This window comes from Bacillus thuringiensis (genome assembly GCF_022095615.2).
Classification (GTDB): Bacteria; Bacillota; Bacilli; order Bacillales; family Bacillaceae_G; genus Bacillus_A; species Bacillus_A cereus_AG.
The window spans coordinates 44,332-57,879 of record NZ_CP155559.1; the positions used below are offsets into that span (position 1 = coordinate 44,332).

Sequence of the window (13,548 nt, forward strand, 5' to 3'; positions counted from 1 at the left end):
ATAATAAGGAGAGAGAACAAAGTTTTGGACATTCTATTTTTTAAAATGTAAGAATGGGGAAAATAATAATGGAAAAGTCGTCATTTTTTTGTTTTACTAAGTAGAGACGAAACGAGTGTGGAGGCAAGCATGAAAATTAAAGAGATTATCGTTGTAGAAGGTAAAGATGATACAGTTGCGATTAAGCGTGCTGTTGATGCGGATACAATTGAAACGAATGGTTCAGCAATCGGTGATCATGTTATTGAGCAAGTTAAATTAGCGCTGCAAAAACGAGGCGTTATTATTTTCACAGATCCGGATTATCCCGGAGAGCGTATTAGAAAAATTATTTCTGATAAGGTTCCTGGATGTAAACATGCCTTTTTACCGAAGGAAGAAGCACTTGCTAAAAGGAAAAAGGGTGTCGGAATTGAACATGCTTCTAATGAATCAATTCGCCGTGCTTTAGAGAATATACATGAAGAAATGGAAGCTTACACAAGTGAAATTAGTTGGAGCGATCTAGTCGATGCAGGCTTAGTGGGCGGAGAAATGGCAAAGAGTCGCAGAGAAAGAATGGGTAAGCTATTAAAGATTGGTTATACAAACGCAAAACAGTTACATAAACGTTTACAAATGTTTCAAGTTTCAAAAGAAGCATTTGCAGAAGCTTATAAGCAAGTCATACAGGAGGAAAGAAAATGAAGGATATCGCAACGCCAAATCGTACGAAAGACATTGTTGAAAAGTACGGATTTTCATTCAAAAAAAGTTTAGGACAAAATTTTTTAATTGATACGAATGTATTAAATCGTATTGTCGATCACGCTGAGATTGGTTCGGAAAGTGGTGCAATTGAAATTGGACCAGGTATCGGTGCGTTAACAGAACAATTAGCGAAGCGTGCTAAAAAAGTAGTGGCTTTTGAAATTGATCAGAGATTATTACCGATTTTAGATGAGACGTTAGCTCCATATAGCAACGTTACAGTTATAAATAAAGATGTACTAAAGGCAGATGTACATGAGGTGTTTAGTGAGCAATTTGAGGAAGGGCAAGATGTAATGGTAGTAGCTAATTTACCGTACTATATTACAACGCCAATTTTATTTAAATTGCTGGAAGAGAAATTACCGGTTCGTGGATTTGTTGTTATGATGCAAAAAGAAGTAGGAGATCGTTTAGCTGCTAAACCAGGAACGAAAGAGTATGGTTCTTTATCCATTGCTATTCAGTATTATACAGAGGTAGAAACAGTTATGACTGTACCGCGTACAGTGTTTGTGCCACAACCAAATGTTGATTCTGCGATTATTCGTCTCTTGAAGCGTCCGAAACCAGTTGTAGAAGTAACAGATGAGACATTCTTCTTTGAAGTAGTACGAGCAAGTTTTGCACAGCGTCGTAAAACTTTAATGAATAATTTATCAAATAATTTAAATGGTTTCCCGAAAGATAAAGAGCTATTGGATCGAATTTTAACAGAAGTAGGAATTGATCCGAAACGAAGAGGCGAAACGCTATCTATCGAGGAGTTTGCAACATTAAGTAATGCATTAGTTCTTCATAAATTGTCATAAGAATACAAAAGGGACAGTTCAACTTGAACTGTCCCTTTTGTCACCTTTCCTCTCCTACATTCATACTTTAAAAACAGGTAAGATGGCCTAACGAGTTTGGAGGTAAGAGAATGGCTTTACATGTTGGAGAATTAGTGGAACGATATTCTCATAATAGGGATATTCTTTTTCGTATTATAGAAATAAAAGGCGAGATAGCTATATTATTTGGAGAGGAAATTAGACTGGTGGCGGATGCGCCACTTGAAGATTTAATTAGTATAGATCAACGGGAACATAAAAAAAGAGCGAAGCGTGAGAAAGAAACGATGGAGCGTACGTATCGTTTGTTTCAACAAGATTATGTATTAATGAAACAAAGGCATGAACACACTTCAACGGGTGGATATACAAGTGAGGTGAATTATTTTCAAATGCCGGGACGTGTATTGCATATAGATGGAGACCCGTTATATTTGCGCAAGTGCTTAGACTTATATAATAAAATTGGTGTTCCTGTACAAGGTATTCATTGTAAAGAAACAGAGATGCATGAAAAGGTAGTAGATTTAATAGATCATTTTCGTCCAGACATTTTAGTTATTACAGGGCACGATGCATATACAAAATCAAAAGGGGCAAAGGGAGATTTAGCAGCGTATAGGCATTCAAGGCATTTTGTACAGGCTGTTCGAGAAGTGAGAAAAAAATATCCATCATTGGATCAACTCGTTATTTTTGCTGGGGCATGTCAATCACACTTTGAAGCATTAATTCGAGCAGGCGCTAATTTTGCTAGTTCACCATCTAGAATTAATATTCACGCACTAGATCCTGTATATGTGGTGGGTAAAATTAGTTTTACGTCATTTATGGAAAGAGTAAATGTATGGGATGTTGTACGTAATACGATTACCGGCGAAAAGGGACTTGGCGGGATTGAGACAAGGGGGATTTTACGAACTGGATTACCCTTTCAACATTATGAAGAATAAGCAAGGTACATATGTATCTTGCTTTTTTGTATGGAAAGGATTTAAATCAGCTTGGATAAAAAGAGACAAGAACGCGCAGACTACATAATGATACTTTTACAATATAGTATTTCTTCTATCTATTTGAACGCATGATGCTTTTATAATGATATTGTCTGTGAGTTGCGGTTAATAATTGGGATAGATATATCGTGTTTTAAGTGTTCAATCTAAATTACAGCGAGGTGTAACGAAGTATATGTCAAAACGTTTAGATGAAATTAAAAGCGAATTAGATCACCATCTTGGACAGAGACTGATGTTAAAGGCGAATAGTGGGAGAAGAAAAACAGTGGAACAATCAGGTGTACTTGCAGAAACGTACCGTTCTGTTTTTGTTGTACAATTGGATCAGCAAGAAGATGCGTTGCAACGTGTATCATATAGCTATGCGGATGTTTTAACAGAGACAGTAGAGTTAACGTTTTATGGTGAACCTCATAATGAAGTGATTTTTTAATTCATGTATCGTTACATATATTCCCACAAATGAAAAGCTATATTATTTTGCATACTAATTATACCGTAGCAAAATAAGGAGGGACTCTGCATTGAGTAGACGAAGAGGTGTCATGTCAAATCAATTTAAAGAAGAGCTTGCAAAAGAGCTAGGCTTTTATGATGTTGTTCAGAAAGAAGGCTGGGGCGGAATTCGTGCGAAAGATGCTGGTAACATGGTGAAACGTGCTATAGAAATTGCAGAACAGCAATTAATGAAACAAAACCAGTAGTTGTAAGATACTTTCTATGCTACGGTAGCCGAGGAGTGATTCCTCGGCTTTTTGTACTCGAAAAGGTGCCATCATTTTACATAAGTAGTTTCATTCTGAATGCTTTTCGTTATAATTAGGGAAGTGTCATCGTCTTACTATAAATTTATGGTAAAATAAACGATAAAAGATTGAGTACATAGAGTGGGTGAATAGATTGAAGCTACTAGTGAAAGCACCAGCAAAGATTAATCTGTCGTTAGATGTACTGGGAAAAAGACAAGACGGATATCATGAAGTGAAAATGATTATGACAACAATTGATTTAGCGGATCGTTTAGAACTAATGGAATTAGCAGAAGACCGTATTGAAATTTTATCCCATAATCGGTATGTCCCAGACGACCAAAGAAATTTAGCTTATCAAGCAGCGAAATTATTAAAAGAGAAGTTTAATGTGAAAAAAGGCGTATCTATTACTATTGAAAAAACGATTCCAGTAGCAGCTGGATTAGCAGGTGGAAGTAGTGATGCAGCAGCGACATTACGTGGCCTTAATAAATTATGGAATTTAGGGCTTACAATTGATCAGTTAGCAGAGCTTGGCGCAAAAATAGGATCAGATGTATCGTTTTGTGTATATGGTGGGACAGCAATTGCCACTGGAAGAGGAGAGAAAATTGAGCACATAAAAACTCCGCCTTCTTGTTGGGTTATTTTAGCAAAACCCCATATTGGTGTATCTACTGCTGATGTGTATGGAAATTTAAAGTTAAATCGAGTTACACATCCAAATGTAGATAAAATGGTTAACGTCATAAATGCTGGGGACTACAAAGGGATTTGTGATACTGTAGGTAACGTTTTAGAAGATGTGACGTTTGCGATGCATCCTGAAGTTGCACGTATTAAGGCACAGATGAAGCGATTTGGGGCGGATGCCGTATTAATGAGTGGAAGTGGCCCAACCGTATTTGGTCTTGTGCACCATGATTCGCGAATGCATCGTATATATAATGGATTAAAAGGATTTTGTGAACAAGTATATGCAGTACGTTTATTAGGAGAGCGAGAAACGCTTGAATAAAGACGTATAATACGGTATGATTTGTTTAGAATATTCGTGATTTGAGGTGAGAGTATGAAAATTAGACGAAGTACAAGATTAGTCGATATGACGTATTACTTGTTACAAAACCCTCGTCAGCTAGTTTCTCTCACTTTTTTTGCTGAAAGGTATCAATCAGCTAAGTCTTCCATTAGTGAAGATTTAGTTATTATTAAGCAAACGTTTGAACAACAAGGGGTCGGCACATTGCAAACGGTACCAGGAGCAGCAGGAGGAGTGAAATATATACCATATATAAGTGCGGAAGAGGCAGAGCTAATTATTGGAGAGCTTTGTAGCCTATTTGAAAATCCAGGTCGTATTTTACCTGGTGGTTACTTATATATGACAGATCTTTTAAGTAATCCTCGTCATATTAATGGCGCAGGTCGTTTGTTTGCTTCTGTTTTTGCTAGGCAACCAATTGATGCGGTTATGACGGTGGCAACGAAGGGGATTCCACTTGCTTATGCGGTGGCAAATTACTTAGATGTACCGGTAGTAATTGCAAGGAAAGATAATAAGGTAACAGAAGGCCCAACTGTTAGTATTAACTATGTATCAGGTTCTTCTAAGCGAATTCAAACAATGACGTTAGCAAAGCGTAGCCTTCCAGAGGGATCAAATGTTTTAATCATTGATGACTTCATGAAAGCTGGCGGGACAATTCAAGGTATGATGAGTATGTTAGAAGAATTTAAGGCTAATGTTGTTGGTATTGGTGTATTAGTAGAATCCACGGATATTGAAGAACGACTAATTAATAATTTTGTATCATTAATTCGTCTATCAGAAGTTGATGTGAAAGAAAAAGCGATTCAAGTGGAAAAGGGAAATTATTCACTGGCACCATTTGATGAAGGGCTTGTAGAGGCTGAGTAAAAAGATAAAGCAGATCGCTTTATCTTTTTTTTATTCTATTTATAAATTATAAAATAGATGGACAAACTGCTTTTCGTGCACTATTTTTAAAGAGTAAAAATAAATAATAAAAGGGTGGAAAAATATGAAAGTTGTTCAAACAAACAAAGCGCCACAAGCAATTGGACCATATTCACAAGGGATTATTGTAAATAATATGTTTTACAGTTCAGGACAAATTCCGTTAACTGCAAGTGGAGAGCTTGTAGCAGGAGACGTGACAGTACAAACAGAGCAAGTATTTCAAAATTTACAAGCGGTATTAGAAGAAGCAGGTGCTTCATTTGATACAGTAGTAAAAACAACAGTATTCTTAAAAGATATGGATGATTTTAATGCTGTTAATGAAGTATACGGCTCTTATTTCTCTACTCATAAGCCAGCTCGTTCTTGTGTACAAGTAGCAAAATTACCGAAAGATGTTTCAATTGAAATCGAAGTAATTGCCCTAGTTAAGTAATCTTTTGTAAGCGATAACCTCCACTAATCTCTATATTCAATTACATTAAAAATTTTTATCTTAAAAATTTTTAAAAAATTAAAGGGAAAATAGAAAATTTGTGGAATTTATACAAATATATCGCTTATTTAGAAAAGGGTGGTGAACACAAGATGGAAGTGACTGACGTAAGATTACGCCGCGTAAACACAGAAGGCCGCATGAGAGCAATTGCCTCTATTACTCTAGACCATGAATTTGTTGTTCATGATATTCGTGTAATTGATGGTAATAATGGATTATTTGTAGCAATGCCAAGTAAACGTACTCCAGATGGAGAATTCCGTGACATTGCACATCCAATTAATTCTAATACACGCTCTAAAATTCAAGATGCGGTTTTAACAGAGTATCATCGTTTAGGCGAGTTAGAAGAGGTTGAGTTTGAAGAAGCGGGTGCTTCGTAAAATTCGAATGAAAAGGGCTTTTTAAAGAAAGCTCTATAATTTTGCAACAAACCCCTGTAAGTATTTACAGGGGTTTGTTTTTTTGTGGTTTTATATATTTCTCGTACGGAAAATTCAGAATTCATTAAAGTGAAGAGAAAAACTTCTAATTTTTTCAAAATCATTTTAAATAGTATAGCTTATTTCTTAAAAAAGATACTAAAGAGTAAAACATCGTATGAGAATTATGGTAAAATTTAATAGTTAAAATGTGTTTCTTGAAATATATGATGATTTAGGATAATATCGTTAATGGATAAATAGGTTGCGATGGAGGGTCTATATGTCAAACAGATTTGCAGTGATTCTAGCTGCAGGCAAAGGCACACGTATGAAGTCTAAGCTATACAAAGTGCTTCATCCTGTATGTGGAAAACCTATGGTACAACATGTTGTCGATCAAGTAACGCAATTAGGATTGCAGAAACTTGTAACAGTCGTAGGACATGGTGCTGAAATGGTACAAGAACAGCTAGGAAACGTAAGTGAGTTTGCATTACAAGCAGAACAACTTGGTACAGCACATGCTGTAGATCAAGCTGCAAGTGTACTTGCAAATGAAGAAGGAACAACTTTAGTTATTTGTGGTGATACGCCGCTAATAACTGCTGAAACGATGGAAGCATTGCTTCAGCAACATAAAGAAGCAGGGGCAATGGCAACGGTGCTAACAGCTTACATAGAAGAACCTGCTGGATATGGTCGTATCGTTCGTAATGAGAATGGTCATGTTGAAAAGATTGTTGAGCATAAGGATGCAAATGAGAAAGAATTAGCTATTAAAGAAATCAATACAGGTACGTATTGTTTTGATAATAAAGCTTTATTCGCCTCACTTTCTAAAGTTTCAAATGATAACGTACAAGGTGAATATTACCTGCCAGATGTTATTGAAATTTTAAAAAATGAAGGTCATATCGTATCAGCTTATCAAACAGAGCACTTCGATGAAACGTTAGGTGTTAACGACAGAGTCGCTCTATCGCAAGCGGAAATTATTATGAAAAACCGTATCAACCGCAAGAACATGGTAAATGGTGTTACAATTATTGATCCAGGTAACACGTATATTTCTGCTGATGCAATTATCGGTAGTGATACAGTTCTTCATCCAGGAACAATTATTGAGGGGAATACTGTAATTGGTTCTGATTGTGAAATTGGACCGCATACAGTAATTCGCGATAGTGAAATTGGAGATCGTACGACAATTAGACAATCTACTGTACATGATAGTAAACTTGGTACAGAAGTATCGGTTGGTCCATTTGCACATATTCGCCCAGATTCAGTTATTGGAGATGAAGTACGCGTTGGAAACTTCGTGGAAATCAAAAAAACTGTTTTTGGTAATAGAAGTAAAGCTTCACACTTAAGTTATATCGGGGATGCACAAGTTGGAGAAGACGTGAATCTTGGTTGTGGTTCAATTACGGTGAACTATGACGGTAAGAATAAATTCAAAACTGTGATTGGTAACGGGGTATTTATTGGATGTAATTCAAACCTTGTTGCTCCTGTAACAGTTGAAGATGGTGCTTATGTGGCAGCAGGCTCTACAATTACAGAGAATGTTCCATCAAAAGCATTATCTGTAGCACGTGCACGTCAAGTTAACAAAGAAGACTATGTTGATCAATTGCTGAATAAGAAAAAATCATAATGTGGAGGGTTAATCTAGATGTCGACTCAATATCTAAATTCTAATTTGAAAGTATTCTCTTTAAACTCTAATAAGGAACTTGCTGAGCAAATTGCAAAGCACATTGGAGTAGGACTAGGAAAATGTTCTGTTGATCGTTTTAGTGATGGAGAAGTTCAAATTAACATTGAAGAAAGTATCCGTGGTTGCGATGTATTCATTATTCAATCTACAAGCTTCCCAGTAAACGAACATATCATGGAATTACTTATTATGATCGATGCATTAAAGCGTGCATCTGCAAAAACAATTAATATTGTTATTCCTTACTATGGTTATGCGCGTCAAGACCGTAAAGCGCGTTCTCGTGAACCAATTACATCGAAACTTGTAGCAAACTTGCTTGAAACAGCAGGTGCAACTCGTGTAATCACTCTAGATTTACATGCTCCACAAATTCAAGGGTTCTTTGATATCCCAATCGACCACCTAATGGGTGTACCAATTCTTTCAGATTACTTTGAAACAAAAGGTCTTAAAGATATCGTAATCGTGTCACCTGACCACGGTGGAGTAACTCGTGCTAGAAAAATGGCAGATCGCCTAAAAGCACCAATCGCTATTATTGATAAGCGTCGTCCTCGTCCGAACGTATCAGAGGTAATGAACATTATCGGTAATATTGAAGGTAAAACAGCAATTTTAATTGATGACATCATTGATACAGCTGGTACAATTACATTAGCAGCAAACGCTCTTGTTGAGAACGGTGCTTCTGAAGTATATGCTTGCTGTACACACCCAGTATTATCTGGTCCAGCAATTGAGCGTATCCAAAACTCAAATATTAAAGAGTTAGTTGTAACGAACTCTATCGTATTACCTGAAGAGAAGAAAATCGACAAAGTACATGAACTTTCAGTTGCTCCACTAATCGGAGAAGCAATCATTCGTGTATACGAAGAAGAATCTGTAAGTGTATTATTCAATTAATTGGATAGAATGAGACGTAACCAAGATTGGTTACGTCTTTTCGTATCGAAAGAAGAAAGTAGTGGTACAAGAATGAAATTGATAGTAGGACTTGGGAACCCGGGTAGAGAATATGAATTAACAAGGCATAATATTGGATTTATGGCGATTGATGAACTTGCAAAGCGTTGGAATATTTCTTTAAACGAACAAAAATTTAAAGGAGTATTTGGTGCAGGATTTGTTAATGGAGAAAAAGTAATCTTATTAAAGCCACTTACATATATGAATTTATCTGGGGAAAGTATTCGTCCGCTTATGGATTACTATAAAATTGATGTAGAGGACTTCGTTGTTCTGTATGATGATTTAGATATCCCTGTAGGTAAATTACGCCTTCGTATGAAAGGTAGTGCTGGTGGACATAATGGTGTGAAATCAACAATTTCACATTTAGGAACGCAAGAGTTTCAACGTATCCGTATGGGAATTGATCGCCCGAAAAATGGAATGAAGGTAGTAGATTACGTATTAGGACGTTTTACATCGGAAGAAATTCCTGATGTGAATCATTCTATTGAAAAAGCAGCGGATGCATGTGAAGAATGGTTGAATAAACCTTTTCTTCAAATCATGAATACCTTCAATAGTTAAGGGTATGATTGGGAATATTTTATCTTGTTTTTACCCATACTAGTAGTAATTGGATTTTTAGGAGGCTAGTATGGAAGGGTATTATTATTGCAGACATTGCGGGAGTAATGTAGGCTCCGTTACTGCAGAAAAAGTGTATAGCGACGTTTTATTTCAACTAACAGAGCAAGAAGTAGTAGAGATGATTCATTTTCATGAGAATGGAAATATATATATAAAAACGATTTGTGAATCGTGCCAAGAAACGCTCGCATCTTATCCTGAGTATTATGAATATGAAAAATTTCTGCAATAAAATGTTGTCGCTTTGGCATGTCCAAAGCATTTTTCTGTTTTCTTTTTCCAAAATATTTGCATAAAATATAGTGGCTTGCTCTTTATGTTGAGAGGGGTTTTGAAAATGATAGGTTTATTAGAGCAATTTTATAAAAATGAAGAGATCCAATCGGTTATTAACGGACTAGAAGATGGTTTAAAAGAACAACTTGTATCAGGTATGGCAACCTCTTCACGTTCGTTATTAATGGCGGCCTTATATAAAAAAACAAAAAAAACACAACTTATTGTGACGCATAATTTATATCAAGCACAAAAAGTGCATGAAGATTTAGTGGCGTTACTTGGTGAAAAAGATGTGTGGTTATACCCAGTAAATGAATTGATAGCATCAGAAATTGGTGTTGCAAGCCCAGAATTGAAGGCGCAACGTATTGAAGTATTGAATCGTTTAGCTGCAGGAGAGAATGGGATTATTGTAGCACCAGTTGCAGGACTACGCAGATTTTTACCAATGAAAGAATTGTGGAAGCAAAGGCAAATCGAAATCAGTCTAGGGCAAGAGATTGATTTAGATACATTCTTGCATACTTTACATCATATTGGTTATGAGCGTAAGTCGATGGTAGAAGCTCCTGGGGAATTCAGTTTGCGTGGGGGAATATTAGATATCTATCCATTAACTGAAGAATTACCATTTCGTATTGAATTTTTCGACACAGAAGTTGATTCTATTCGATTATTTGATGTGGATGAACAGCGTTCTCAAGATAAAAAAGAAAGTGTTAGATTTGGCCCAGCAACAGAGTTTTTATTTTCACAGGAAGAATTGAAGTCGGGAATTAAGCATCTTGAGGAAGGCTTGACTAAGACGATGCAAAAACTTTCCGATGATAAATTGAAGACTACAGTGCTTGAGACGGTAAGTCATGAAATTGAGATGTTAAAAAACGGGCAAAGTATAGAACAGATGTTTAAATATTTATCTATTTTCTATAAAGAACCTGCTAGTCTGATAGATTATTTACCAGAAGATGGTATTGTGATTTTAGATGAGATTTCTCGTATTCAAGAAACAGCATCACATCTTGAAACGGAAGAGGCGGAATGGTATATATCACTTCTTGGTGAGGGAACAATTATTCAAGATTTATCTTTCTCACACTCGTTTGAAGAATTTCTTCATCATAAAAAAAGAAGTTTTGTATATTTAACGTTATTCTTACGTCATATAGCACATACACATCCGCAAAACATTGTGAATGTGACATGTAAAACAATGCAAGATTTTCATGGGCAGATGCAGTTGTTGAAAACTGAAATTGATAGATGGAACGAAGGGCATTTTACGACTGTTGTGCTCGGAACTGATGATGAACGTGTAAAAAAACTACAACATATTTTAAGTGATTATGATATTGAGGCTGATATCGTAGAGGGCACAGATATATTATTGCCTGGAAGGTTACAAATTGCTGTAGGTGATTTACATGCAGGATTTGAAATGCCGATGCAAAAACTTGTTGTCATTACTGAAAAAGAGCTTTTTCATAAGAAAGTTAAAAAATCACAACGTAAGCAAAAGTTATCTAATGCGGAACGTATTAAAAGTTATTCGGAATTAAAAGTTGGAGATTATGTAGTTCATGTAAATCATGGTATAGGTAAATTCTTAGGTATCGAGACATTAGAGATTAATGGTGTTCATAAAGATTACTTGAATATTAAATATCAAGGTAATGATAAGTTATACGTTCCAATTGAACAAATTGACCAAGTGCAGAAATATGTAGGGTCTGAAGGTAAGGATCCGAAAGTGTATAAATTGGGCGGAAATGATTGGAAAAAGGTCAAAACGAAAGTTGAAAAATCTGTACAAGACATTGCGGATGACCTAATTAAACTATATGCTGAACGCGAAGCTTCAAAGGGTTATGCATATACACCAGATACGGCAGAACAACAAGAATTTGAATCTTCTTTCCCATATCAAGAGACAGATGATCAATTACGTTCTATTGAAGAGATTAAGAAAGATATGGAACGTGGACGTCCGATGGATAGGCTTCTTTGTGGTGATGTAGGATATGGAAAGACGGAAGTAGCTATCCGTGCGGCATTTAAGGCAATTATGGATGAAAAACAAGTTGCAATTTTAGTGCCGACAACGATCCTTGCACAACAACACTATGAAACAATTCGAGAGCGTTTTCAAGATTATCCAATCAATATAGGATTATTAAGTAGATTCCGTACGAGAAAACAGCAAAATGAAACAATTAAAGGCTTAAAAGATGGCACGGTAGATATTGTAATCGGAACGCATCGTATTTTATCTAAAGATGTTACTTATAAAGATTTAGGTCTTCTTATTATTGATGAAGAACAAAGATTTGGTGTAACGCATAAAGAAAAAATTAAACAATTGAAAGCAAATGTTGACGTATTAACATTAACGGCAACTCCGATTCCGCGTACACTCCATATGTCTATGCTTGGTGTGCGTGACTTATCTGTTATTGAGACACCACCAGAAAATCGTTTCCCAGTCCAAACGTATGTAGTAGAGTATAATCCAGCGTTAATGCGAGAAGCGATAGAACGAGAGCTTGCAAGAGGTGGGCAAATTTACTTCCTATATAATCGTGTGGAGGATATCGAAAGAAAAGCAGATGAAATTTCGATGTTAGTTCCAGACGCGCGTGTAACTTATGCACATGGGAAAATGAACGAAAGTGAATTAGAGTCTGTTATGCTATCGTTTTTAGAGGGGCAGCATGATGTTCTTGTAAGTACAACAATTATTGAGACTGGTGTAGATATTCCGAATGTAAATACGTTAATTGTATTTGATGCAGATCGTATGGGATTATCGCAGCTGTATCAGCTTCGTGGGCGTGTTGGACGTTCTAATCGTGTTGCATATGCATACTTTGCATACAAGCGGGATAAAGTGTTATCAGAAGTTGCAGAGAGGCGTCTGCAAGCCATTAAAGAGTTCACAGAGCTTGGATCAGGTTTCAAAATTGCGATGAGAGACTTATCCATTCGTGGTGCAGGTAACTTGTTAGGAGCCGAACAGCATGGATTTATTGATTCTGTCGGATTTGATCTATATTCTCAAATGTTAAAAGATGCAATTGAACAGCGTAGAGGAACAGATGGGGTTGAAAATACAGTTAATGTTGAAATTGATTTAGAGGTAGATGCATATTTACCAGATGCTTATATTTCAGATAGTAAACAAAAAATTATGATGTATAAACAGTTTAGAGGTGTTTCTGCAATTGAAGATATTGAAGAGTTGCAGGAAGAGATGATAGATAGATTTGGTGATTACCCGCAAGAAGTTGGTTACTTATTGCAAATTGCAAATATTAAAGTATTGGCAATGAAAGAACAAATTGAGTTAATTAAACAAAATAAATTTGAAGTAACAATTCTGTTCTCAGAACAAGCAAGTCAAAATATTGATGGTGGAAAATTATTCATGCTTGGAAACAGTTTTGGACGTATGATCGGTCTAGGTATGGAAGGATCACAATTGAAAATCGTTATGAAAACAAATGGATTAGAGACATCGAAGTGGTTAACAATTGCTGAAAATTTAATAAAAGGCCTACCAGATGTGAAAAAAGAAGTCATAAATGCCTAATATAAGATAAAAAAATACAATTCGGCGTGCATAGAAGAACTAATGTGTAAAATACTATGTCTAACAGTTGGTGATTTTTACATGAACAGG

The 13,548-nt window shown here is 36.0% G+C and carries 14 protein-coding genes; all 14 read left to right on the top strand.

Going from position 1 to position 13,548, the window contains the following annotated elements:
- Positions 1 to 129 precede the first annotated feature (129 nt).
- The 14 genes from rnmV to mfd all read left to right on the top strand — a co-directional run bounded on the left by rnmV (position 130) and on the right by mfd (position 13,458).
- Positions 130 to 687 (top strand): ribonuclease M5, encoded by a 558-nt coding sequence (gene rnmV, locus KZZ19_RS00235; RefSeq protein WP_048562636.1) that lies wholly within the window; start codon positions 130 to 132, stop codon positions 685 to 687.
- A complete protein-coding gene (gene rsmA / locus KZZ19_RS00240; protein ID WP_000651555.1) occupies positions 684 to 1,562 on the top strand; it encodes a 16S rRNA (adenine(1518)-N(6)/adenine(1519)-N(6))-dimethyltransferase RsmA in 879 nt (292 codons plus the stop codon). Before rnmV ends, rsmA begins: the two co-directional genes overlap by 4 nt.
- A 110-nt stretch (positions 1,563 to 1,672) precedes the next feature.
- Positions 1,673 to 2,536 (top strand): sporulation peptidase YabG, encoded by an 864-nt coding sequence (gene yabG / locus KZZ19_RS00245; protein ID WP_237982468.1) that lies wholly within the window; start codon positions 1,673 to 1,675, stop codon positions 2,534 to 2,536.
- 238 nt (positions 2,537 to 2,774) lie between these two features.
- Entirely contained in the window at positions 2,775 to 3,035 is a 261-nt protein-coding gene (gene veg / locus KZZ19_RS00250) for a biofilm formation stimulator Veg (protein WP_088094782.1), read from the top strand.
- 91 nt (positions 3,036 to 3,126) lie between these two features.
- On the top strand, positions 3,127 to 3,306 hold the full coding sequence (gene sspF / locus KZZ19_RS00255) for an acid-soluble spore protein SspF (protein ID WP_001985066.1): 180 nt from the start codon (positions 3,127 to 3,129) through the stop codon (positions 3,304 to 3,306).
- Between the two features lie 196 nt (positions 3,307 to 3,502).
- Complete coding sequence (gene ispE / locus KZZ19_RS00260) at positions 3,503 to 4,372, top strand: 4-(cytidine 5'-diphospho)-2-C-methyl-D-erythritol kinase (protein ID WP_237982467.1); 870 nt, start codon at positions 3,503 to 3,505, stop codon at positions 4,370 to 4,372.
- A 54-nt stretch (positions 4,373 to 4,426) separates the two neighbouring features.
- Positions 4,427 to 5,275, top strand: coding sequence for a pur operon repressor (purR, locus tag KZZ19_RS00265; protein WP_237982466.1), 849 nt, complete (start codon positions 4,427 to 4,429; stop codon positions 5,273 to 5,275).
- A gap of 124 nt (positions 5,276 to 5,399) precedes the next feature.
- Positions 5,400 to 5,774, top strand: coding sequence for a RidA family protein (locus tag KZZ19_RS00270; protein ID WP_237982465.1), 375 nt, complete (start codon positions 5,400 to 5,402; stop codon positions 5,772 to 5,774).
- Positions 5,775 to 5,926: 152 nt separating this feature from the next.
- Positions 5,927 to 6,220, top strand: coding sequence for a septation regulator SpoVG (gene spoVG, locus KZZ19_RS00275; protein WP_000454042.1), 294 nt, complete (start codon positions 5,927 to 5,929; stop codon positions 6,218 to 6,220).
- A gap of 322 nt (positions 6,221 to 6,542) precedes the next feature.
- Positions 6,543 to 7,922 carry a bifunctional UDP-N-acetylglucosamine diphosphorylase/glucosamine-1-phosphate N-acetyltransferase GlmU gene (glmU, locus tag KZZ19_RS00280; RefSeq protein ID WP_237982464.1) on the top strand — a complete coding sequence of 460 codons (1,380 nt, stop codon included), beginning with the start codon at positions 6,543 to 6,545 and terminating at the stop codon, positions 7,920 to 7,922.
- 18 nt (positions 7,923 to 7,940) lie between these two features.
- On the top strand, positions 7,941 to 8,894 hold the full coding sequence (locus tag KZZ19_RS00285) for a ribose-phosphate diphosphokinase (protein ID WP_000107420.1): 954 nt from the start codon (positions 7,941 to 7,943) through the stop codon (positions 8,892 to 8,894).
- A gap of 72 nt (positions 8,895 to 8,966) precedes the next feature.
- Entirely contained in the window at positions 8,967 to 9,527 is a 561-nt protein-coding gene (gene pth, locus KZZ19_RS00290) for an aminoacyl-tRNA hydrolase (RefSeq protein WP_001979768.1), read from the top strand.
- A gap of 70 nt (positions 9,528 to 9,597) precedes the next feature.
- Complete coding sequence (locus KZZ19_RS00295) at positions 9,598 to 9,822, top strand: anti-sigma-F factor Fin family protein (RefSeq protein WP_000399441.1); 225 nt, start codon at positions 9,598 to 9,600, stop codon at positions 9,820 to 9,822.
- 105 nt (positions 9,823 to 9,927) lie between these two features.
- Positions 9,928 to 13,458 carry a transcription-repair coupling factor gene (gene mfd / locus KZZ19_RS00300; protein WP_088094785.1) on the top strand — a complete coding sequence of 1,177 codons (3,531 nt, stop codon included), beginning with the start codon at positions 9,928 to 9,930 and terminating at the stop codon, positions 13,456 to 13,458.
- Positions 13,459 to 13,548: the final 90 nt, after the last annotated feature.